Source organism: Pseudomonas paralactis (genome assembly GCF_001439735.1).
GTDB classification, from domain to species: domain Bacteria; phylum Pseudomonadota; class Gammaproteobacteria; order Pseudomonadales; family Pseudomonadaceae; genus Aquipseudomonas; species Aquipseudomonas paralactis.
Genome location: NZ_JYLN01000005.1, coordinates 165,835 through 189,104, shown reverse-complemented (window position 1 = coordinate 189,104; position 23,270 = coordinate 165,835). Strand labels below are relative to the sequence as shown.

The following is a 23,270-nucleotide window of genomic DNA, read 5'->3' as shown; positions in this document are numbered from 1 at the left end:
GACTGTCTATACTCTGCACGAGAACCTTGTTGACGAGGGGTTTATGGACGATCCAATCGATAACAAACCACCGACCTTCTGGCAGATGCTGCACAGCGTGACGGCCGCCGCGTTCGGTGTGCAAAGCGGCAAGAATCGCGCCCGCGATTTCACCCATGGCAAGCCCAGCCACTTCGTGATCCTGGGCATTGCGTTCACGGTGGTGTTTGCCTTGACGCTGTTTGGCATCGTCAAGCTGGTGCTGTACCTGGCCGGTGTTTAACGCAGCCGCCGATGCAAACTGAACCGCATCAACAGGACGCCGGTTTGCCAACGACCGCCAGCGCACGGAATCCACCGGCGCTGGCGGCGCTGACAAATGCAGGCGCTCAGATGAACATTGAATATCGATCGCTGCTCAATCAACGGTTTTATTACTGGTGGCTGACCCAAAATACAGCGGTGCCGACCACGAGAATAATCAGAAACAAAATGGCCCAGGCATCAACGGTACTGTCAGGTTTACGGGCTTTGGTGGAATTACTCATCGCATCGCCTCTTGTCGGTTTTATAGGTGACTGCACTAAGACTCGTCCACAGTAAAGACCAGTCTTGCCCCCATGACAAATGTGGGTATCGCGATAACTGTTCTCATTAGTCAGTTTGGTTATGTGCATATACCCAAACATCACTTTTGCGCATATACGCAAACTGGTATCGTGCGCCGGCTCCGTTGGGAGTGCGCGGCCGTGCGCGCAGATTTGCCGAGAACAGGACCTATATGTACGTATACGACGAATACGATCAGCGCATCATCGAGGACCGCGTCAAGCAGTTCCGTGATCAGACCCGACGCTACTTAGCAGGTGAACTGAGCGAAGAAGAGTTCCGCCCTCTGCGCCTGCAAAATGGCCTTTACGTTCAGCGCTTTGCGCCGATGCTGCGGGTGGCCGTGCCTTATGGCCAACTGACCTCGCGCCAGACGCGAATGATGGCCAGGATTGCCCGCGATTTCGACAAGGGCTACGCCCACATCAGTACCCGCCAGAACGTGCAGTTCAACTGGCCGGCCCTGGAAGATGTGCCGGACATCCTGGCTGAACTGGCTACCGTGCAGATGCACGCCATTCAGACCAGCGGTAACTGCCTGCGCAACGTGACCACCGACCAATTTGCCGGCGTCGCTGCCGACGAACTGATCGACCCACGGCCGTGGTGCGAAATCGTGCGTCAATGGACCACTTTCCACCCGGAATTCGCCTACCTGCCACGCAAGTTCAAGATCGCCATCAATGGCTCGACCTCGGACCGTGCGGCCATCGAAGTGCACGACATCGGCCTGGAGCCGGTGTACAACGCTGCAGGCGAGCTGGGCTTCCGTGTGCTGGTGGGTGGCGGCCTCGGCCGTACGCCGGTGGTCGGTGCCTTCATCAACGAGTTCCTGCCGTGGCAGGACCTGCTGAGCTACCTCGACGCCATCCTGCGGGTTTACAACCGCTATGGCCGTCGTGACAACAAATACAAGGCCCGGATCAAGATCCTGGTCAAGGCGCTGACCCCTGAGGTGTTCGCGCAGAAAGTCGATGCCGAGATGGAACACCTGCGCGGCGGCCAGACCACCCTGACCGAAGCCGAAGTGCACCGCGTCGCCAAGCATTTTGTCGACCCTGAGTACAAGGCCCTGAGCAATCAGGACGCCGAGCTGGCCGCACTCGACCAGCAACACCCAGGCTTCGCCCGCTGGCGCACCCGCAACACCCTGGCGCACAAGAAGCCGGGCTATGTGGCCGTGACCCTGTCGCTCAAGCCCACCGGCGTTGCCCCTGGCGACATCACCGACAAGCAGCTGGACGCCGTAGCCGACCTGGCCGAGCGCTACAGCTTCGGCCAACTGCGTACCTCCCACGAACAGAACATCATTCTCGCGGACGTCGAGCAGAGCCAACTGTTCACCCTGTGGGGCGAGTTGCGTGAAGGCGGTTTTGCCACGCCGAATATCGGCCTGTTGACCGATATCATCTGCTGCCCGGGCGGCGACTTCTGCTCCCTGGCCAACGCCAAGTCAATCCCGATTGCCGAATCGATCCAGCGCCGTTTCGACGACCTGGACTACCTGTTCGACATCGGTGAGCTGGACCTGAACATCTCCGGTTGCATGAACGCCTGTGGTCACCACCACGTCGGCCACATCGGCATCCTGGGCGTGGACAAAAAAGGCGAAGAATTCTATCAAGTGTCCCTGGGTGGCAGCGCCAGCCGCGATGCGAGCCTGGGCAAGATCCTCGGCCCATCCTTCGCCCAGGAAGCCATGCCCGAGGTGATCGGCAAGCTGATCGACGTGTACATCGAACAGCGCACCGAAGATGAGCGTTTCATCGACACCTACCAGCGCATCGGCATTGACCTGTTCAAGGAGCGCGTCTATGCAGCGAATCATTAAGAACAACGCAGTCGTCGACGAAACCTGGCACTTGTTGCCCAAGGACGCGAGCTTCGACGGCATCTCCAACTGCGACGACCTGATCGTGCCGCTGGCCCTGTGGCGCGAACACGGCCACGCCCTCAAGGCCCGCGACGGCGGTTTGGGTGTATGGCTGGACGCCGATGAAGAAGCCGAGGAAATCGGCGCCGACGTGGAACACTTCCAGGTTATCGCCCTGAACTTCCCGGCGTTCACCGATGGCCGCAACTACTCCAACGCCCGCCTGCTGCGTGACCGTTATGGTTACAAGGGCGAGCTGCGAGCGATTGGCGATGTGCTGCGCGACCAGTTGTTCTACCTGCACCGTTGCGGGTTCGATGCCTTCGCGTTGCGAGCCGACAAAGACCCCTACGAAGCGCTGGAAAGTCTCAAGGATTTCTCGGTGACCTATCAAGCGGCCACCGATGAACCCCTGCCACTGTTCCGCCGCCGCTAAGCCCGTGTCCCTGTAGGAGCGAGCTTGCTCGCGAAAAACCTGAACGATAACGCTGACATCCTGAATGAACGCGTTGTCCTCGAGTTCTTCGCGAGCAAGAACCAGGCGTCCCCCTCGCTCCTACAGTTGCATCGCCTGTGATCGACTCCCGCTTGACATTAAAGTTAACTTTAAGCTTAGCCTGAGGCCTCCCCAGCTCAGGAGTTAACCCATGTCCCCCTTCACCCCCCTGCAACTGTCTAACGGCCAAGTCATCGCCAACCGCATCGCCAAGGCCGCGATGGAAGAGAACATGGCGGACCTGCATCAGGCACCATCCAAAGCATTGAAGCAGCTGTACAAGACCTGGGCCGACGGCGAGCCCGGCTTGCTGTTGACCGGCAACGTGATGATCGACCGCCGCGCCATGACCGGCCCTGGTGGTGTCGCTCTGGAAAACGAGCAACACCTGGCCAGTTTTCGTGAATGGGCCGACGTAGCCCGGACCAAAGGTGTGCACTTCTGGGTACAGCTCAGCCATCCGGGCCGTCAGACCATGGCCAACCTCGGTCAACAAGCGTTGGCACCCTCGGCTATTGCGCTGGATGTGGGCAGTTTTTCCAAGATGTTCGCCAAACCCAAGGCCATGACCGAAGACGACATACAGGATGTCATCAAGCGCTTCGCCACCAGCGCCCGCCTGGCCGAGCAAGCCGGGTTCACCGGGGTGCAGATCCACGGCGCCCATGGTTATTTGTTGAGCCAATTTCTCTCGCCCTTGAGCAACCATCGCACCGACCGCTGGGGCGGCTCCCTGGAAAACCGCGCACGCCTGTTGCTGGAGGTCCTCCGTGCCGTACGTGACAGCGTCAGCCCTTCATTTTGTGTGTCGGTAAAACTCAATTCCGCAGACTTCCAGCGTGGCGGCTTCGATGAGACCGATGCACGCGCTGTAGTGGAGATGCTCAATACACTGCCGATCGATTTGCTTGAGTTGTCCGGCGGCAGCTATGAAGCGCCGGCCATGCAAGGCGAGGCGCGGGACGGCCGCACCTTGGCCCGTGAAGCCTACTTTTTGGATTTCGCCACCCAAATGGCGAGCATCGCCACCATGCCACTGATGGTGACCGGAGGTATTCGCCGCTTGCCAGTGGTCCAGCAAGTATTGGACAGCGGCATCGCCATGGCCGGCATCGCTACCGCCCTGACCCTGGAGCCGCAACTGATCAAACAGTGGCGTGAAGGTCGCGACCTCAACCCACAACTGCGGCCCATGGAATGGAAGCGCAAACCCCTGGCAGCCCTCGCCACCCTCGCCGTGGTGCGCGACCAGATGCGCCGTCTGAGCCGCGGCCGTCTGCCCAACCCCAACGTTGCGCCCTGGCTGGCATTGGCCTGTGACCAGTGGTTTATAGCGCGGCGTACGCGGCAATACCGCGCAAGCATGAAGTCTTAGGCTGCGAGCGAAATCCTGCGTTGCCTGACTACCCGAACGCCATCGTTGATAGTTTCATTCAAAGAAAATCCAATTAAGCGCATTGAAAAAGAGATATTTCTTACATCCAAGAACCACGAAACGTAGCGAACCCGTCCGACATGACATCGCATAACCCCGAAGTTTCTAATAGCAGTACTTTTAGAGCAGGGTTTGCCCAATGTCGTACACAAAAAATCCCCAAGCCCCACAGCCTCTTACTCCACCCACCCAAGGAACCAGGCCGGAGACTCCGGCCTTGGTTGACGTCCTCTCGCAGTTATCGGATCCCGAATTCGACATGCGCGGCGTGGCCTGGAACCCGCTTTGCGATGCCGCCACGCCGCTGATAGGCCTGGTCATTCGAATACGCCGTCTGACCCAGCATGATGATGTACCTGCGCTGTACCAAGCCGTACGTAACCACATCACTGCAATCATGGAGGAAGTCAGCCAGCTCGACTACGACCCCGGCATGCTCAAGGCTTACTCCTACAGCCTTTGCTTGTTGGTGGATGAGGTGGTGATGGGCACGCCATGGGGGAGATCATCAGAATGGAGCCAAGACTCGCTGCTAAACGCCTTTCACCAGGAAACCTGGGGCGGGGAGCGATTCTTCATCGTGATGAACAACATGATTCCCGAAGCAGCCAGGTACCAGCATGTGTTGGAGTTCATGTACCAGTGCCTGATCTCAGGCCTTAAAGGCAAATACGGCGCCCATCCCAAAGGTGATGATGAAATCCAGAAAATCATCGACCTGTTGCACGGCCTGTTGCGCCCGCTGCGCGGCGAAACACCCAAGCGCCTGACCGACCCGCTGACCAACATCGCGCCGCGCAACTATCGGATCAAACGGGTCTGGCCGTTGTGGACGCCGTGGGCCATGGCCGCCGTGGTGCTGATAGTCGCCTACACGTTCTATTCCATGCGCCTGAACGCTCTCACTCAGGAAGTGCTGGTATCACTGAACAAGATCCTCGCGCTATAGCGCCCAACTCATCAATAGCCGATCAGGAAGGACGCCATGCCCCGTCAAAGCGACCTGCGTTTCACGTTCGAGCCCTTGAAAGGCGAAGCCTTCGATGTGGTGTCTTTCACGCTTGAAGAAAGCCTGTCCCAGCCGTTCAAACTGCAATTGGAACTGGCCAGCCACAACGCGGCCATCGACTTCAAAAACGTGCTAGACCTGGCGGGGCTGTTCACGATCTGGCGCGGCGAAATGCCGGTGCGCTACGTACACGGCCTGGTCAGCCTGTTCACCCAGGGCGACACCGGCTTTCGTCGCACCCGCTACACCGCCGTCATCGAACCGACCCTGGCGCGTTTCGACCTGCGCTCCAACTGGCGCATCTTCCAGGGCCAGACCGTGCCCGACATCATCACCAGCCTGCTTGCCGAGCACCGACTGACCGACATCCGCCGCGAAATCTGCTTCGATCACCAACCCCGCGAATACTGCGTACAGGCCGGCGAAACCGACCTCGATTTCATCGCCCGCCTGGCCGCCGAAGAAGGCCTGCTCTACACCTTCGAACACCGCGACGACGGCCACACCCTCGTCCTCACCGACCGCGTCGGCGGCCTGGGCACCATCGGCACGCACAAACATTGCCCCGTGATCTACCAACCCATGGCCGGCGGCGATGCCACAGAACCGGCCTTGACCCGTTTTCACTACACCGAACAAGTACGCACCGCCCGCCAGGTACAACGCGACTACACCTTCACCCACCCGCGCTACGACCAACAGCACACCGCCACCGGCGACCAGGACCTGAAAAACCAGCACAAGGACTACGAGCGCTACGACTACCCCGGACGCTACAAACGCGACATCGCCGGCAAACCCTTCACCAAAACTCGGCTCACCGCCCTGCGCAATGACGCCAAACTGGCGCACCTGGCCGGTGACGACGCGCGCCTGCAACCGGGGCTAGCGTTCGACCTCAACGAACATCCCCGCGAAGACTTCAACGACCGTTGGCGCACCATCGCCATCACCCATGAAGGCAAACAGCACACCAGCCTGGAGGAAGAGGCGTTCGGCAGCGACCACGGCAGCTCTTATGAAATGACCGCCAGCGCCATCCGCTGGACCTCCGACTGGAAAGCCCCGCTGCGCGACAAACCCTGCATCGACGGCCCGCAGATCGCAACGGTGGTTGGGCCGCCAGGGGAAGAGATTTATTGCGATGAATGGGGCCGGGTGAAAGTGCAGTTTCCGTGGGATCGCGCTGACAAAAACAACGACCAGAGTTCGTGCTGGATTCTTGTGGCACAGGGTTGGGCCGGTGCGACCTGGGGCGCCATGGCCATTCCACGTGTGGGTCAAGAGCTGGTGATCAGCTATTTGGATGGCGATCCTGACCAGCCCATCGCCACGGGCCGTACCTACCGCGAGACCAATCTGCCGCCGTACCAGTTGCCCAAGCACAAGACGCGGATGACCATCAAGAGCCAAACCCATAAGGGTGCAGGCTTCAACGAGCTGCGATTTGAGGATGAGTTGGGCCATCAGGAGGTGTTCATCCATGCCGAAAAAGACAAAAACGTCCACATCAAGCACAACAACACTACCTTCGTAGGAAACGACCGAAGCGAACAAGTCGGGCATGACGAGCACATCGAAATCGGTCATGACCGCAGCGAACGAGTGGGCAACGATGAAGACATTGCTGTCGCTCAAGACCAGCATCTGCAAGTGGGCCGTGATCGTATACACACTGTAGGGCGCAACCACCACATCGACATCGGTGGAGACCGCGTCGAAGAAATTGCCAACAATCGGCATGACAGGATCGCCGCTGACCACCAGGTGCAGATCGGCGGCAATGCTGAACAATCAGTACGCAACCATTACCGCCTCTGCGCAGGACAGCGCATTGAGCAAAAAACCCGAGTGTTCGATGTTGCATCGAACGAGCGCCTTATTCTGCGAGCGCCCGGCGGCAGCATCACGATTGATGGCAATGGCATCACGCTCGATGGACTGGCCATCAGAATCAAAGGCCCTGTGACCACAGATCCGATCGGAACGGGTAACCCACTCGGCACTCCACAACTGCCTGCCCTACCGCCGGGACCGTTCCTGGGGCGCTACACGTTGCTCAAGAACGACCAACGTGCCTTCGCAGGCTATCGGTATCGCATCACCGATGGCACGGCGCTGCTTGCCGAAGGGCGCACCTGCCCCTTGGGTGGCACTGAGTGGACGGTGACGCCGGCAGCCAAACCCGTGCAGGCCCATAAGGCAATCATGCGCGACGATCAGCAAATCACCGAAACGTGGGCCCCCTACCTGATGGCCCTTGATGATCAAGGCACCCCCGTTGAGGCCAAGGCGATTTTCCCCGACGACTTTCTGGATCAACACAGTGGAGACCTCGACTGATGCCAGGCCCACTAGCTCCAGCCGTCGCGCGGATCATCGACGGTGCCTATCGCGCCTATCGGGCAAACCAGGCTTTTGAGAACAGCAGAACCGCCGCCGAACTGGCCCAACTCGCGGTGGAAATTGCCGAGCGCAGGAAGCAGATCAAGGAAACCCTTCGCGTCACCATTGAAGCAATGACCCGCGAGATCGAGGTCAAGAGTTCCACCTTTGCCGTGGTGGATCGCGGCGGTAATAGCACAGTTTCTCGACGAGGCCAGGAGAACATCACGTTCAAGGAATACATCGAACGCAAAGTGCCCTTTCGCCCGGCGATCAGCCAAGTCTGCACCGTTGCGCTGCAAATGCCGATCAAGGTACCGCGCCGTATTCGCAAGAAAATTGCCGGCGATACGGTACCGACCACCATCGAGATCGCCCTCAAACAATTTACCGCCTCGTTGTTTTTTGAAGCCGTGGATGAGGCACTGGAGTGGCGCAGCCCGCTCAAGGCCGAACCCAACTACAACGGCAACAGCAAGAAGGCGTTGTTGGGCGAGCCGGTTACGCGGCCCAAACGGTTCGGCAGTGCCGTGCAGCCTTTTTGGCCACGGCCGAAGGGTTTGCTGGCGCCCGATCTGGTGGTGGTTGAGTACCGGCAAGAGCCGTTTGAAACCGAGAATGTGTTTGCGGCGGTGGAGATCAAGTTCCCGGGTGATTGGGCAGTTTCAAAACAAATGAAAAGGTACGTGACCCTCATGACACCTGAGACGGGAATAAATCCGGCGAAAATTGGCAAGGAAAAAGTGGCGTTGCTTAGGGTTCCGGAAGACTGCGTGGGTTTTAAAGCAGAAGAGAAGAATTCCTCGATGAAAGGTAATAAAAATAGGAGGTAAGCGTGAGCACTATTCATAGACTGTTTAACGAAGAAGAGCGTGATGAGTTTATTGCAGAGCTTAAGGAATGGCCCAACACCGATTGGGGTACAGATGAGGTCGCCCGGCATAGCGTAAGCCCGTTCATCAGCTTCTACTTCCCCCCCAACTCCGACAACCAAGTCGATATCGCCCTGCTGATGGTTGATATTCACGAAGCCTTCGAACGCCTGCTTGGTCATCCTTACACCATGACCATGCACGAAGACACAGATCGTCCGCACCCTTACCCCGAGGAGGAGTTCGACCTTCGCATGCAAGCGATGGATGTCGATGCAAACGATTACTTCGAATTCTGGTTTACCGACGAAGCAAACCATGCCAGTTCACCCACAACATCGGGCCATTTCTGGCGTAGCAGGCACGAAGGTACCGGGAAAAAATCGGCTTACTCCTGGGTTGTTTTCTATTACCGCTGGCAATGGTGGCAGGACAATCGCGATGCCTGGCGACAGTTCGTCCTCAAGACCATTGACCTGCTCAAGGCTCACCAGGTCTACAGCGGCTTCGCCATGGCCAATCCAATGGAATATGGCACCCGGGCGGAAGTCACTACCTGGGAGCGAGCGCTTATGCCAGCTTTCTACGGACTTGATATCGAATATGCCTATGGCATGGACGACGAATTGCCTAACGGCATCCGCCCGCCCACTTGGGCCTTCCTGCTCGCCGATCACTGGCGAGAAAAGCTCGACCTGACCCGCGAACAGGTACGTAGCGCACTCGCTCACCCCCGCATCAACGTCATCGAACTGCACAGCGGCCAGTGGATTGAGCTGGGCGAACAGCCCAAGTTGTACCCTGTCGAACTCGGCGTGCCGGAACTGCCCATGCTCTTGAACAGACTGCTCAAGCCCATCCGTTACGACGATCTGGGATTACTCGGCTTCGGCCAATGGGACGGTGATCCGAATGAGCGCTTTACCGACGCCGACAGCCGCCGCTGGATGGCACGTTTCGATACCGACAGCGACTGGCCCACGCCAGCATCGCGATTGGGCACACCCAAGCCAACGGCTCCCGCGCAAAACTCTGCGCCGCTGAGCATCATTGCGGGCATGCCATGCACCCAAGCCGGCTGGTGGCTTGTCCCGGGGGTCGCTGATTCACGTCGCGAATTCAAGCAAGGCGAAATCCTGCCCGTGCTCACCTCGCAACCCAGTGAAAGGCTGACGCTTTGGCAACGCGACTCCGACCAAACGCCCCCGGAACCCGCCCGGCACGCCAGCAGCCACGAAGCCGCTCCCCGCGCCGGCCGCTGGGAAATGGAGGCGGATCGCTGCGTGGAGTGCACCGTCCGGCTGAACGAACGGCTGCCGTTACATCAAGGCCAAAAGGTGCGCTGGTTATGGACTGTCAGCGGCATGCGCGCCCGTAGCGGCGAAACCTGCCCGTATCCAGGGAAATGGGTGTGTGACTACAAACCCGGTACCGAACGGCTATTCGATTACGCCGCCCTGATGCCGCACGTGGACGGTGAAAAAGTTGTCTGGCGCTGGTTAGGGCTGGTGCAGAGATGAGTGTCGACTGATGCCTGTCCCTCTAACCCCTGCCGTCGCGCGGATCATCGACGGTGCCTATCGCGCCTATCGGGCAAACCAGGCTTTTGAGAACAGCAGAACCGCCGCCGAACTGGCCAACTCGCGGTGGAAATTGCCGAACGCAGGAAGCAGATCAAGGAAACCCTTCGCGCCACCATTGAAGCAATGACCCGCGAGATCGAGGTCAAGAGTTCCACCTTTGCCGTGGTGGATCGCGGCGGTAATAGCACGGTTTCTCGACGAGGCCAGGAGAACATCACGTTCAAGGAATACATCGAACGCAAAGTGCCCTTTCGCCCGGCGATCAGCCAAGTCTGCACCGTTGCGCTGCAGATGCCGATCAAGGTACCGCGCCGTATCCGCAAGAAAATTGCCGGCGATACGGTACCGACCACCATCGAGATCGCCCTCAAACAATTTACCGCCTCGTTGTTTTTTGAAGCCGTGGACGAGGCACTGGAGTGGCGCAGCCCGCTCAAGGCCGAACCCAACTACAACGGCAACAGCAAGAAGGCGTTGTTGGGCGAGCCGGTTACGCGGCCCAAACGGTTCGGCAGTGCCGTGCAGCCTTTTTGGCCACGGCCGAAGGGTTTGCTGGCGCCCGATCTGGTGGTGGTTGAGTACCGGCAAGAGCCGTTTGAAACCGAGAATGTGTTTGCGGCGGTGGAGATCAAGTTTCCGGGAGATTGGGTAGTAAAAAAACAAATAACGGACTACGTGAACCTGATGAAGCCCTCAACGGGCGTCAACCCGGACAAAATCGGAAGAGAGAAAGTTGCGCTGTTGCGGGTGCCGGAAGATTGCACCGGTTTTGAAATAGATGAAAAGAACAATTCAACGTCCAAAGGCCAAAAAAACAGGAGGTAAGCATGAGTACGACTCATAGACTTTTTGATGACGAAGAACGTGACGAGTTTATTGCAGAACTGAAGGAATGGCCCAACACGGATTGGGGTAAAGATGAAGTCGCCCGCCATAGTGTCAGCCCGTTCATCAGCTTCTACTTCCCCCCTACTCCTGATAACCATCGCGATGTAGCTCTATTGATGGTGGATATCCACGAAGCTTTCGAAAAACTGCTTGGCTTCCCTTTCACCATGACCATGCACGAAGACACTGAGCGTCCTCATGCTTATCCGCAAGAAGAGCCTGATCTTCGCAGGCAGGCCATGGAAGCCCATCCACACGAGTACTTCGTATTCTGGTTTACCGACGAAACAAACCATGCCAGCTCACCTACAACATCGGGCGATTTCTGGCGTACTTGGTATCGAACTGACGGGTCGCGAACAGAGTATTCCTCAATCGTATTCTATTACCGCTGGCAATGGTGGCTGGACAACCGCGATGCCTGGCGCCAGTTCGTACTCAAGACCATTGATCTGCTCAAGGCTCATCAGGTCTACAGTGGTTTAGCCATGGCTAACCCAATGGAATATGGCACGCGAGCAGAAATTACCACATGGGAAAGAGCCTTGACGCCCGCTTTCTACGGGCTCGATATCGACTACGAGTTTTCGATGCGTGACGAGTTACTCAACGGCATCCGTCCGCCCACCTGGGCCTTCCTGCTAGCCGATCACTGGCGCGTAAAACTCGACCTGACCCGTGAACAGGTACGCGAAGCACTCGCTCACCCCCGCATCAGCATCACCGAACTGCACAGCGGCCAGTGGATCGAGCTGGGCGAACAGCCCGAATTGTACCCTGTCGAACTCGGCGTGCCGGAACTGCCCATGCTCTTGAACAGACTGCTCAAGCCCATCCGTTACGACGACTTGGGATTACTGGGCTTCGGCCAATGGGACGGTGACCCAAACGAGCGCTTTACCGACGCCGACAGCCGCCGCTGGATGGCACGTTTCGATACCGACAGCGACTGGCCCACGCCAGCATCGCGATTGCTCACAGCCAAGCAACAGCTCCCGCGTAAACCTTTGCGCCGCTGACCAGGGCTTATGCAGGTATGCATCACTGAGTGCAAGCATGACGCAATCTTCACATTAAAGGCGGAGCATTCGCCGTGATTGAACTGTCCCCTACTGATCAGCAGTTTTTCAACCTCACTGACGATTGGAGTTCCTCATGGCGAAAATCAACCTGGCGCAGCAGTTGGCGACCACCCTGGAACAGGCAGGCATCAAGCGTATCTGGGGCCTGACCGGCGACAGTCTCAATGGCCTGACCGACGCGCTGCGCAGCATGGACAGCATCGAGTGGATGCATGTGCGCCACGAAGAGGTTGCCGCCTTCGCTGCCGGTGCCGAAGCGGCGGCCACTGGCGAGTTGACGGTGTGCGCCGGCAGTTGCGGGCCGGGCAATCTGCATTTGATCAATGGTTTGTTCGACTGCCATCGTAATCATGTGCCGGTGCTGGCGATTGCCGCGCAGATTCCATCGTCGGAGATCGGCCTCAACTATTTCCAGGAAACCCATCCCCAGGAGCTGTTCAAGGAGTGCAGCCATTTCATCGAGCTGGTGAGCAACCCCGAGCAGATGCCCCAGGTGCTGCACCGCGCCATGCGCTCGGCCATCCTCAATCGCGGCGTGGCGGTGGTGGTGATTCCAGGGGATGTATCGTTGCTGGAAGTGGAAGACAAGCTCAAGCCCTGGCCAGCCCTGCACGCACCGCGCACCTTGCCGGCTGAACAGGACTTGCAACGTCTCAGCGAGATCCTTCAGGGCAGTGAAAAAGTCACCCTGCTCTGCGGCAGCGGCTGTGCCGGTGCGCACGATCAGGTGGTGGCGTTGGCCGACGCACTCGGCGCGCCGGTGGTGCACGCACTGCGCGGCAAGGAACATGTGGAATGGGATAACCCCTTTGACGTGGGCATGACCGGCCTGATCGGTTTCAGCTCCGGTTACCATGCCATGCTCGACTGCGACACGTTGATCATGCTCGGTACCGACTTCCCCTACCGTCAGTTCTACCCCACCGATGCCAGAATCATTCAGGTTGATCGTGACCCGCAGGCCCTGGGCCGACGCGCCACGCTGGATCTGGGCATCGCCGCCGATGTCAGCGAAACCATCGATGCCCTGCTGCCGCGCTTGACCCGCAAGACCGATCGCAGCTTTCTGGAGACCTCGTTGAAGCATTACGAGAAGGCCCGCCAGGGGTTGGATGACCTGGCGCAGCCCTCCAAGGCCAATCGGCCGATCCACCCCCAGTACGTCGCACGCTTGCTCAGCGAGCTGGCCGACGATGATGCAATCTTCACCGCCGACGTCGGCTCACCCACAGTGTGGGCGGCGCGTTATTTGAAAATGAACGGCAAACGGCGGCTGATTGGCTCTTTCAACCATGGATCGATGGCCAATGCCATGCCCCAGGCCATTGGCGCCCAGGCGGCATTCCCTGGGCGCCAGGTGATTTCGATGTCGGGGGATGGCGGGTTCACGATGTTGATGGGGGATTTCATTTCACTGGCGCAGTTGAATCTGCCGGTAAAACTCATTGTGTTCAATAACTCATCCCTGGGTTTTGTCGCCATGGAAATGAAGGCTGCCGGGTACCTGGACACTGGCACCGAGTTGAAAAACCCGGACTTCGCGGCCATGTCCAATGCCATGGGTATTCTGGGGATTCGCGTAGAGCAATCCGAAGATCTGGAACCGGCCCTGCGCCGCGCCCTGGCCCATGATGGCCCCGTGCTGGTGGACGTGGTGACAGCCACGCAGGAACTGGTGATGCCGCCGAGTATCAAGCTGGAACAGGCCAAAGGGTTCAGCCTGTATATGCTTAAAGCGGTGATGAGCGGTCGCGGCGATGAGGTTATCGAACTGGCACGCACCAACTGGTTGCGATAACCCCTACTGTAGGAGCGAGCTTGCTCGCGAAGATCGTTAACGATAACGCTGACATCCTGAATGAACGCGTAGTCCTCAGGTTTTTCGCGAGCAAGCTCGCTCCTACAGGTGCCGGGCTAATATCAGCCCTTCTGTTTTTCTACCCACTTGCCGTAGGCATCGATGAATGACTGCAGGAACGGTTTGGTTTTTTCCGAGACCTTGCCCGCCTCATCGAATACGTTACCGGCGCCGCCTAAATAGGCTTCCGGCTGTTGCATGCACCACACATCCAGGAACACCAGCGACTGACGCAGGTGATGGTTGGCGCCAAAACCACCAATGGCACCCGGCGATACGCTGATGATCGCTCCAGGCTTGCCGCTCCAGGCGCTTTGCCCATAAGGGCGGGAACCCACGTCGATTGCATTCTTCAGCGCAGCGGGTACGGAACGGTTGTATTCCGGGGTCACGAACAGCACGGCGTCGGATGAGCTCACCTGTTGGCGGAAAGTGCTGTAGGCTGCGGGCGGTGTTGCACCGTCGATGTCCTCGTTGTAGAGCGGCAGGTCGCCGATTTCAACAATATTCAACTTGAGGTTGGCAGGTGCCAGCTCGGCCAGGGCCAGGGCGACCTTGCGGTTGATCGACGCTTTTCTCAAGCTGCCCACCAGGACGGCAATCGTGTAGACCTTGCTCATTGAGGTTTCCCGACTTCTGAATAAAGGAGCTTGTAGTTATAGAGGCTTAGCGGCCTGTTCACCAGCGAGTTTTGATGATTCCCGCGGCGATTTCCTTGCAGCTGCTTGCGCAGGAAACGTCTGAAAACATCAGCGAATAGTATTTTTTTCTTATAGGTAAACTACCCCGCTCCCTGACGGTCTACAGAACCGCAAATCGAGTGTTTATCTCCAGAGGTTCTAAACAGATGGCAGCAGTACTAGTTGGACAGTTCCATGCTCGAGACGCGGAAGGCCGCGTATATTCGGTGCATGAGTTCCAGGAATCCGACCCGGCGCAGGGCGACCTGGCTGGCTCGACGCCCACCACCACCTACAAGCTGGCCATTGGCGACCGCGTAGAGAAACTGGAAGGCGATGAATTCAAACTGCTCCAGTCGGGGACCATTCTTGTCCGCGAATCGCAAACGACCCTGGCGTCATAAGGGCCCCCATTTTGTACACCCGCTCAGTCCTGGCCATCGTTGGCGTTGACTGGGCCGGGGTCATCAAGGGCTGCGCATCTGCGTTATTTCAATGCCCTGCTCGCTTTGTTTGAGCGTCACCACCAATTGCCCTCTTTCCCCCTCCACCGCATACATCGAGCGCTTGTAGCCCGACCGGTTGGACGCGGGATACGCCTCCACTTGCCTGATCAGGTTAACCGCCAACACGGCGCCCACCTGCTCGCTCACCTTTTCCTGGGAACGGATGAACGTTTCAAGTGCAAGGTCTTCAGGAGGGTGTTCAGTGGAGTCATTGAAGAGGTAAGCCGCCATGCACCCCACGGTCAAAAGGACCAGGAGTTGCTTGGCCGTCACCCCGAAGAACGTCGAGGGTAGAGGCATTTGAGACCAGACCTGTTTTTTGTTGTATGTACCGGCAAGCCGGCATTGGTCGTTGCTGATCAGACGCACCATTCTAATGAGGTCATGGCCGAACGCCATAGGCCGGGGCGACCCGCGCAGTCTTTTTTGCGCCTGAAGGCCTGCACCATTGAATCCAATTCGCGCTGCACATAGACTCCGGCCATGCGTTTACGTCATATCGAAGTGATTCAGGCCATCTTGCAAACCGGACACCTGGGCACCGCCGCCGAATGGTTGCAACTCTCTGTGGGTGAAGTAGACGCCACGCTCAAGGATGCCGAGCTGCAATTGGGTTTTATGTTGTTTGCCAGCGTGCGCGGACGTTTGCAAGCAACGCACGAGACGCTGCAATTGCAGGCGCACATCGTCCAGTTGTACGAAGCACTCGAACCGTTGCAACGCCTGGCCGGTCGCTTGAAACATCACCACGCCGTGCCCCTGCGTGCGCTGTGCACCCCTCCCCTGGCCAATCAACTGCTGCCGCAAAGCATTGCCATGCTGCGCAGACGCTTCCAGGACACGCCGTGCAACCTGTCGAGCCAGCCGACCCGGGAGATCGTCAGGAGCCTGCTGCTGCACGAAGCCGATGTGGGGCTGAGCCTGCATGACCCGCAACATCCACAAATTCAAAGCACCCCACTGGCCCAGGGCAAGCTGCAATTGCTCGCGCCCCACGGCTGGCTCAAACCCAAGCAGAAGTACATCGCGCTGCAGGATCTGGCAGGGCAGTCGCTGATCGGGCTGGAAGGCCACGACCCGCTGAGTCGTCTGCTGGACGCCAAACTGCAAGCCCTGCGCCCGCTGCCGGTGGTGCAGACGCGGGTACAGACCTACCAGATGATGCGCAGCATGGTTGAGGCCGGTGAAGGCTTGGCGATTGTCGATCCTTTTACCGCCTCTGGTGCCAGGGAAGCCGGGCTGGATGCGTGCCCGGTGTCGCCCCCCATAATGGTCAGCCTGTATGCACTGACCCTGAAAGACGGCGCCACCTCACCGGCATTGAATGCGCTGCTGGAGATTGTCACCCAGAAGGCCGAAAGTCTCCTGGGCGGCGACACAAACCCCTCGTAGGAGCGAGCTTGCTCGCGAAGGACGTGAACGGTTACGCGCTCATCCTGACGTAACGCGGCGCCTTTGCGTTTTTCGCGAGCAAGCTCGCTCCTACAGGGCTTAGATCGATCCCACTTCCGTCTTGAATAACCGATACCAGAAAATCGCCACTTCACGGGTTTGTGGATCAATCCCGCGATAACGCAATTGGTCGATCCCACCCATCACATACCCGCAGCGCTCATACAGGCGGCAAGCCCCCAGATTATTGTTTTGGGTTTCCAACATCATGCCCGGCAGGTTTTTCTTGCGGGCCCAGAACTGCGCCACGTCCAGCAGCGCCTTGGCCACGCCATGACGTCGCGCCGGCAACACCACGGCCAACTCATCAACATGGGCAAAACCGTTCCAGTTGGTGCTGACCACCACGTGCCCTACCGCACGGTCATCCAGGTAGGCCATGAAGATCGCACTGTCGGCGGCATCGCGAAAGCTGGCGAACTCTTCCGGGTCGATGCCATAGCATTTGCGATACGGCAGGATGCGCTCCACCGGCCATTGATCGACACGCTGGCCCATCTGCGGAACGCCATAGGCCTCGACCTCGAAGCTGAAGTCATTGCCCCATACATAAGCGTCAAAACCTTCGTCGGCGACGCGCACACTGAGCCCTGGGTACTTCGGGTTCATCACAGCTTGCTGCATAAACATTCTTAACCCTTGATGCAATCGACGGTGTAACGACGGCCACTACCGTCATCTTCGTGTTGCAGCCCATGAACATCGGCGACAAAACCGGGGAAACTGCTATCGAACGTTCGGGCAAATGCCAGGTAGTCGATGATTGAACGCGTTGATTCTGTAAAGCGCTCGCCGGGCATGATCAATGGAATGCCCGGCGGATAAGGCACCAGCATTACGGCTGCGATGCGTCCTGGCAAGGCATCGATGGATACCGCTTCGACTTCGCCCCTCACCAGTTGGTCGTAGGCATCGGCGGGTTTCATCGCGATCTGCGGCAATACCGTGTACATGCGTTTGAGATGCTTGGCGGTGGCGTTGCTACGGTAACAGCTGTGCAACTGGTCGCAAAGATCGCGCAGGCCCATGCCCTGATAACGTACCGGCCCCTGGGCGTACACCGAAGGCAAACAACTGGCCAGGCTGACGTTGGCATCGTAACTGCGCTTGAACTCCAGCAACTCGGTGAGCAAGGTACTCCACTTGCCTTTGGTGATCCCCATGGAGAACAACACAAGGAACGAATACAGCCCGGTTTTTTCCACCACCAGACCGCGCTCCCAGAGAAACTTGCTGACCACCGCAGCGGGAATCCCGCAATCGCTCAAGGCGCCACCGGCATTGAGGCCGGGCATTACCAGGGTGACTTTGATCGGGTCCAGCAAGACATAATCTTCAGCCACGTCGCCAAAGCCATGCCAATCATCCTGAGGATGCAGTAGCCAGTCCGCCGTGGCAACGCGGTCGATACCCGCCACCGATTGCGGCTGCCAGATCGAAAACCACCAATCCTCGGCAGCAATATGCTGGCGCAGGTTGGCCAGCGCGCGGCGGAAACTCAAGGCCTCGTCGAACATCTCCTGCAGCAGCGAGCGCCCGGCCGGCCCTTCCATCATTGCCGAGGCGACGTCCAGCGAGGCGATGATGCTGTATTGGGGTGAAGTCGAGATGTGCATCATGAAGGCTTCGTTAAAACGGTCACGATCCAGCTGCCGTGCGCCGCCGTCCTGCACATGGATCATCGACGCCTGACTGAATGCGGCCAGCAGTTTATGAGTGGAGTGGGTGGTAAATACCAGCGGGCTGTCCGGTGTGCGCAAGGTACCCATGCCATAGCGCCCGGCGAAAAACTCGTGAAATGCCGCATAGGCGTACCAGGCCTCATCGAAGTGCAGCACTTCTACGCTGTTACCCAATTGCTGCTTGATCAGTTCGGCGTTGTAGCACAGGCCGTCGTAGGTGGAATTGGTTACCACCGCCAGCTTCACCTTGGGTGGCCGGCCATGCGTCAACGGGCTGGCGTCGATCTTGGCGCGGATTGACTCAGGGCTGAATTCGCTCAGAGGGATCGGGCCGATGATCCCCAGCTCGTTGCGCTCCGGGCACAGGTACAGCGGGATAGCGCCGGTCATGATGATCGAGTGCAGTACTGACTTGTGACAGTTGCGGTCTACCAGCACCAGGTCGTCACGGCCAACCATGGAGTGCCAGACGATCTTGTTGGCGGTGGAAGTGCCATTGATGACGAAGAACGTATGGTCGGCGCCGAAGTTGCGCGCAGCGCGGGCCTCGGCTTCGGCCAGGGGCCCGGTATGGTCGAGCAGCGAGCCCAGTTCAGGGACGGAAACAGACAAGTCCGAGCGCAGGGTGTTCTCCCCGAAAAACTGGTGAAACGCCTGCCCCACCGGGCTTTTGCGGTACGCCACGCCACCGCCATGGCCAGGGGTGTGCCAGGAATAATTGGAATCGGCAGTGTGCTGCACCAAAGCCTTGAAGAACGGCGGCAACAGCCCGTCCAGGTAAGTGCGTGCAGAGCGGGCGACCTGACGCGCCAGAAACGGCACGGTGTCTTCGAACAGATAAAGAATGCCACGCAGTTGGTTAAGCTCGCTCATTGCATCGGCCGGCGCATTTTCCAGGGTGACTTGCTCACCCAGGGCGAAGATCGGCAGGTTGGGTGCCCGCACCCGCGCCAGGCGAATCAGCTCGACCATGTTTTGCAGCAGGTGGGTATTTTCCCCGGCGCCTTCGGCGGCAATCAACATGCACGCCAAACCGTGATGGGTGGAGGCCACCAACCGCCCCTCGGCGTAGTCCACCGCAGAAAAGATACTGAAGCCCTCTTGTTCCAATTCCCTGGCGATACCTCGAACCCGGTCACCGGCAACGGTGTCGGCCTTGATGTCACGGTGCACGATAAGAATGGGAAACTTGAGGTCTTTGTACATGAGCGCTCTTACTCCGGAGGGCTTTGCACTCAGGGTAGAAGCTGGAAGCGAATGTGGCGAATGAAGATTTTTCGGCAGTGGTGATCACATGTGCAAGCGCGCCTGCCTCACTGCCAGTCAGCTATAGAGAGGGTGCAGGCAATAGGCCCCTTGTGGCGAGGGAGCTTGCTCCCTCGCCACAACACAAGCCTGCCACCACTACTGTTGCGTAAGTTGAGTCCACAACGCCGGCGCGCCAGCAGCCTTGGCAATCGCTTCCAACCGCGCCACGTGCTCGGCCAGGTCTTGCTCGCTGGCACGAATGACCGGTGTCGGTTTGCGATCAGCCGGCAGGCGGCGGATTTCCGAAGGACGGTTGCCGGAGCCTTCCGCCGAGCCGCTGCCATCGGAGGCGTTACCCGCCAGGGACAGGCTGGTTTGCCCGCCGGTCATGGTCAGGTAAACATCGGCCAGGATCTCGGAGTCGAGCAAGGCGCCGTGCAGTTCACGGCCGGAGTTATCAACGCCATAACGCTTGCACAAGGCATCGAGGCTGTTGCGCTGGCCCGGGTGACGCTCGCGGGCCATCATCAAGGTGTCGAGGATCGTGCAGTGCTGGGAAATGTCCGCACGGTCCGTCTGCCCCATCAGGGCAAATTCGTTGTTGATAAAGCCGATGTCGAACGCCGCGTTATGGATGATCAACTGCGCGCCGTTGATGAACTCGAAGAACTCATCGGCGACTTCGGCAAAGCGTGGCTTGCCCTTGAGGAATTCGTCGGTGATGCCGTGGACGCCGATCGCGCCTTCGTCACTGTCACGGTCTGGTTGCAGGTAAACGTGGAAGTGGCGGCCGGTCAGGCGGCGCCCCATCAGTTCGACGCAGCCGATTTCGATGATCCGGTGACCATCGGTCACCGGCATGCCGGTGGTTTCGGTATCGAGTACAACAGATCGGATGGCCATCAGGGTTCAGCTCTCAACGGTTTGGTACATTTCAAGGGGCGGGATATTAGCACGCTCCAGAACCGGTGCGCCCCATGGCAAACAGCCGCGGCGGCTCGCCCAACAGTTTTTTACAAGGTTTAGCAAACCTGCTGCAGTTTGCTGCCGTCCCTGTTGTTAGCCTGCACGCCCCTTCTTGATGCGGAATACCCGGATTCATGTGCACGTTTAAATGGCTGTTTATTCCCTGCCTGCTCTGCGCCGCCAGTGTGCAGGCCACCAGTTTCGTCATGACGACTGACGCGCTGGTAAGCCTGTCGATGAGTGCCACAGGAGGCACCAGCAGCAGCTTCAAGGACGACAAGATCGTGCTGGCGGCCAAGGCCGATGCCGCGTCGTTTATTGCAAGCCAGGGTGAAATACGCGGCGTTCAGTTGGAGTCGGCGTTCGAGCACATTCGCCGTTTGAGGGTGGATCTACACTGCACGGACGAGCAACTCGCCCGTGCGATCCTGGTGCTGTAACCGCCCGGCGTGAACGGCCGCTGCGGTGTTGCGGATCAGCTCTGCTTGTAGCCGCGCACTTCATCCACGCCACGATTGGCCAACTGGTCAGCGCGCTCGTTGCCAGGGTGGCCGATGTGCCCGCGCACCCATTTCCAGGTGATGTCGTGACGGTTGCATTGCTCATCGAGCAATTGCCACAAGTCGGCGTTCTTGACCGGCTCCTTGGCCGCCGTCTTCCAACCGCGCTTCTTCCAGTTGACCATCCACTCGTTGATGCCCTTCATCACGTATTGCGAGTCGGTCACCAGCAGCACGTTGCAGCGCCGCTTGAGTTCTTCCAGGCCACGAATGGCGCCCATCAGCTCCATGCGGTTATTGGTGGTGTTGGCTTCACCGCCCCACAGTTCCTTCTCCACGCCCTTGCACACCAGCAAGGCGCCCCAGCCGCCGGGGCCGGGGTTGCCCTTGCAGGCGCCATCGGTGAAGAGTTCTACGCTATCGGTCATCGGTTGTATCCATCAAAACGGGCTGGCGGTAATCGACCGACAGTATCCCTAGGCCGGGCAAACCGGCCTGAAATCAAAAAAGGAGTTTAGCGTTCGCTTTGCTTGCGGTTGACCTTGGCCAGCGGCATCGGCACGAGCTTTCCAATGGGCTGGCGCGCAACCTGGCGTACCGGCCGCAACCCGACCACGATCTTGCGCGCCACCAGCAGATAGAAGCCGCCGCCCGCCAGTTGCCAGGCACCCGCACGGCGTTCCCAGCCCGCCAGGCGACCCTGCCACTTGGCTGTCGCAAGCGGCGGACGATAGCACCCGAAGCGACGTTTCTCCAGCGCAAAGCCCAGCAGGTTCAGCCAGTCTGCCACCCGCGATGGCGAGATACAGCGCGCCTGACGCAGGCCATCATGGGCGAATACACGGCGCAAGCCCCAACTGCTCCAGGGGTTGATACCGACAATCAGCAAATGGCCACCAGGGCGCACGCTGCTCGCGGCTTCGCGCAGCAACCCATGGGGCGACAGGCAGAAATCCAGGCCATGCTGCAACACCACCACATCTGCCGCATGTTCGCTCAAGGGCCAGGCCTGTTCCTCACAGACGATTTCAACCCCCGGCAGCGGCGCGCCCAGGCGAACATTGCGTTGCACCTGCGGCGCCGATGGCGGCGTCTGAGCCGAGGGGCCGTAATGCACCAGATAGCCGCCAAAGAACCGACCCAGCTCGTCATCGAGCATGCGCCGCTCTTCATCCAGCAGAAATTGTCCAATCGGCCCGGACAACCATTCACGGGCCGCGCTGATCAGGGCCAGCCACTCAGGATCGGCCTGGGCGAACGCTTTATCAGTCATTGCATTCTCCAACTCGCCTAGACGTTCTAAGATGCACCAATGTGTTCAGCTTGGCGAATCGAAGAATGATACAGATCAGTGCCCTACCCGCCTTCACCGACAACTACATCTGGTTGTTACAAGACCCTTCCACCCTGCGCTGCGCTGTGGTCGACCCCGGCGATGCCGCGCCGGTGCTGGCCTGGCTCAAGCACAACAGCGAGTGGACCCTCAGCGACATCCTGGTCACCCACCATCACCATGATCATGTGGGCGGCGTCGAGCAACTGAAAAATGTCACCGGCGCCAGGGTCTACGGCCCGGCCAACGAAAAGATTCCGGCGCGCGATGAAGCCCTGCAAGACAACGACCGCATCAGCGTACTGGGCTGGGACTTCGACGTGTACGCCGTGCCGGGGCACACGCTGGGGCATATTGCCTTTTATCACCAGGGCGTGTTGCTGTGTGGCGATACGCTGTTCGCTGCCGGTTGCGGTCGCCTGTTCGAGGGCACGCCGGAGCAGATGCACGCCTCCTTGCAGCGCCTGGCCGCCCTGCCTGCCGACACACTTGTGTATTGCACCCATGAATACACACAAAGCAACCTCAAGTTTGCCCAGGCGGTGGAACCGGATAACGCCGATATCGCTGAACGTGTGAAAAATGTCGCCCAACTTCGCTCCCGTGGCGAGATCACGCTGCCTTCGAGCCTGGCCCTGGAAAAACTCACAAATCCATTTTTACGCACCGCTGAAACATCCGTTAAACAAAAAGCGGACGAACGGAACGGCCGCGACAACCGCTCTGGGGCCGAAGTGTTTGCTAGCTTGAGGGCCTGGAAAGATAAGTTCTAACAGGATGCAATCTGATACGTAATTTCTGAATGGTTGACCGGAACCAAAGCGCTTTCTAGAA

The 23,270-nt window shown here is 58.8% G+C and carries 23 protein-coding genes; 16 read left to right on the top strand and 7 right to left on the bottom strand.

The annotated features are described in order from the left end of the window. Positions 1-43 precede the first annotated feature (43 nt). The 12 genes from TX23_RS15000 (at position 44) to poxB (ending at position 14,009) form a co-directional block, all read left to right on the top strand. A complete protein-coding gene (locus tag TX23_RS15000) occupies positions 44-262 on the top strand; it encodes a DUF2970 domain-containing protein (RefSeq protein ID WP_057702850.1) in 219 nt (72 codons plus the stop codon). Between the two features lie 11 nt (positions 263-273). Continuing rightward, positions 274-582, top strand: a complete 309-nt coding sequence (locus TX23_RS28180; protein ID WP_167346935.1) for a hypothetical protein — start codon at positions 274-276, stop codon at positions 580-582. Positions 583-760: 178 nt separating this feature from the next. Next, positions 761-2,419 carry a nitrite/sulfite reductase gene (locus TX23_RS14995; RefSeq protein WP_032875965.1) on the top strand — a complete coding sequence of 553 codons (1,659 nt, stop codon included), beginning with the start codon at positions 761-763 and terminating at the stop codon, positions 2,417-2,419. Next, entirely contained in the window at positions 2,403-2,897 is a 495-nt protein-coding gene (locus tag TX23_RS14990; protein ID WP_057702849.1) for a DUF934 domain-containing protein, read from the top strand. The genes TX23_RS14995 and TX23_RS14990 overlap by 17 nt, the downstream gene beginning before the upstream one ends. Positions 2,898-3,108: 211 nt before the next feature. Beyond that, positions 3,109-4,332 (top strand): NADH:flavin oxidoreductase/NADH oxidase family protein, encoded by a 1,224-nt coding sequence (locus TX23_RS14985; RefSeq protein WP_057702848.1) that lies wholly within the window; start codon positions 3,109-3,111, stop codon positions 4,330-4,332. 277 nt (positions 4,333-4,609) lie between these two features. After that, positions 4,610-5,341: a type IVB secretion system protein IcmH/DotU gene (gene icmH, locus TX23_RS14980; protein ID WP_407071383.1), complete on the top strand. Its 732-nt coding sequence runs from the start codon at positions 4,610-4,612 to the stop codon at positions 5,339-5,341. A gap of 36 nt (positions 5,342-5,377) precedes the next feature. After that, complete coding sequence (locus TX23_RS14975; protein WP_057702847.1) at positions 5,378-7,744, top strand: type VI secretion system Vgr family protein; 2,367 nt, start codon at positions 5,378-5,380, stop codon at positions 7,742-7,744. Then, positions 7,744-8,619, top strand: a complete 876-nt coding sequence (locus TX23_RS14970; RefSeq protein ID WP_057702846.1) for a hypothetical protein — start codon at positions 7,744-7,746, stop codon at positions 8,617-8,619. Before TX23_RS14975 ends, TX23_RS14970 begins: the two co-directional genes overlap by 1 nt. Positions 8,620-8,621: 2 nt before the next feature. Then, on the top strand, positions 8,622-10,178 hold the full coding sequence (locus TX23_RS14965) for a type VI immunity family protein (protein ID WP_057702845.1): 1,557 nt from the start codon (positions 8,622-8,624) through the stop codon (positions 10,176-10,178). Positions 10,179-10,304: 126 nt separating this feature from the next. Next, positions 10,305-11,066, top strand: a complete 762-nt coding sequence (locus tag TX23_RS14960; RefSeq protein ID WP_233102222.1) for a VRR-NUC domain-containing protein — start codon at positions 10,305-10,307, stop codon at positions 11,064-11,066. Positions 11,067-11,068: 2 nt separating this feature from the next. After that, positions 11,069-12,148 (top strand): type VI immunity family protein, encoded by a 1,080-nt coding sequence (locus tag TX23_RS28240; protein ID WP_244885958.1) that lies wholly within the window; start codon positions 11,069-11,071, stop codon positions 12,146-12,148. 136 nt (positions 12,149-12,284) lie between these two features. Further along, the gene (gene poxB, locus TX23_RS14950) at positions 12,285-14,009 is read left to right on the top strand and encodes a ubiquinone-dependent pyruvate dehydrogenase (RefSeq protein ID WP_057702844.1); all 1,725 of its coding nucleotides are present in this window, start codon (positions 12,285-12,287) and stop codon (positions 14,007-14,009) included. A 122-nt stretch (positions 14,010-14,131) separates the two neighbouring features. Here poxB and TX23_RS14945 read toward each other — a convergent pair whose 3' ends face one another. Then, positions 14,132-14,689 (bottom strand): NADPH-dependent FMN reductase, encoded by a 558-nt coding sequence (locus TX23_RS14945; protein WP_057702843.1) that lies wholly within the window; start codon positions 14,687-14,689, stop codon positions 14,132-14,134. A 227-nt stretch (positions 14,690-14,916) separates the two neighbouring features. Between TX23_RS14945 and TX23_RS14940 the strand changes: the two genes are divergently transcribed. After that, entirely contained in the window at positions 14,917-15,153 is a 237-nt protein-coding gene (locus TX23_RS14940; protein WP_057702842.1) for a hypothetical protein, read from the top strand. A gap of 63 nt (positions 15,154-15,216) precedes the next feature. On the opposite strand, the gene TX23_RS14935 is transcribed toward TX23_RS14940, so the two are convergent. Further along, entirely contained in the window at positions 15,217-15,555 is a 339-nt protein-coding gene (locus TX23_RS14935) for a hypothetical protein (protein ID WP_057703079.1), read from the bottom strand. Positions 15,556-15,738: 183 nt separating this feature from the next. Here TX23_RS14935 and TX23_RS14930 point away from each other — a divergent pair, with 183 nt between their 5' ends. After that, complete coding sequence (locus tag TX23_RS14930) at positions 15,739-16,647, top strand: LysR family transcriptional regulator (protein WP_057702841.1); 909 nt, start codon at positions 15,739-15,741, stop codon at positions 16,645-16,647. A 99-nt stretch (positions 16,648-16,746) separates the two neighbouring features. Here TX23_RS14930 and TX23_RS14925 read toward each other — a convergent pair whose 3' ends face one another. From TX23_RS14925 to dnaQ, 3 genes are all read right to left on the bottom strand, one after another. Next, positions 16,747-17,316: a GNAT family N-acetyltransferase gene (locus tag TX23_RS14925; protein WP_057703078.1), complete on the bottom strand. Its 570-nt coding sequence runs from the start codon at positions 17,314-17,316 to the stop codon at positions 16,747-16,749. Between the two features lie 23 nt (positions 17,317-17,339). Then, entirely contained in the window at positions 17,340-19,595 is a 2,256-nt protein-coding gene (locus TX23_RS14920; RefSeq protein ID WP_057702840.1) for an Orn/Lys/Arg family decarboxylase, read from the bottom strand. A 198-nt stretch (positions 19,596-19,793) separates the two neighbouring features. Beyond that, positions 19,794-20,534, bottom strand: coding sequence for a DNA polymerase III subunit epsilon (dnaQ, locus tag TX23_RS14915; protein WP_164365998.1), 741 nt, complete (start codon positions 20,532-20,534; stop codon positions 19,794-19,796). Between the two features lie 203 nt (positions 20,535-20,737). On the opposite strand from dnaQ, the gene TX23_RS14910 reads away from it, so the two are divergent. Then, positions 20,738-21,043: a DUF2388 domain-containing protein gene (locus tag TX23_RS14910; protein WP_057702838.1), complete on the top strand. Its 306-nt coding sequence runs from the start codon at positions 20,738-20,740 to the stop codon at positions 21,041-21,043. Between the two features lie 35 nt (positions 21,044-21,078). Here the strand turns inward: TX23_RS14910 and rnhA are convergent, their stop codons facing one another. Both rnhA and TX23_RS14900 read right to left on the bottom strand, forming a co-directional pair. After that, entirely contained in the window at positions 21,079-21,531 is a 453-nt protein-coding gene (gene rnhA / locus TX23_RS14905) for a ribonuclease HI (RefSeq protein ID WP_003173571.1), read from the bottom strand. 86 nt (positions 21,532-21,617) lie between these two features. Beyond that, entirely contained in the window at positions 21,618-22,376 is a 759-nt protein-coding gene (locus TX23_RS14900; protein ID WP_057702837.1) for a class I SAM-dependent methyltransferase, read from the bottom strand. Positions 22,377-22,441: 65 nt separating this feature from the next. Between TX23_RS14900 and gloB the strand changes: the two genes are divergently transcribed. Beyond that, positions 22,442-23,209 (top strand): hydroxyacylglutathione hydrolase, encoded by a 768-nt coding sequence (gene gloB / locus TX23_RS14895; RefSeq protein ID WP_057702835.1) that lies wholly within the window; start codon positions 22,442-22,444, stop codon positions 23,207-23,209. Positions 23,210-23,270 lie beyond the last annotated feature (61 nt).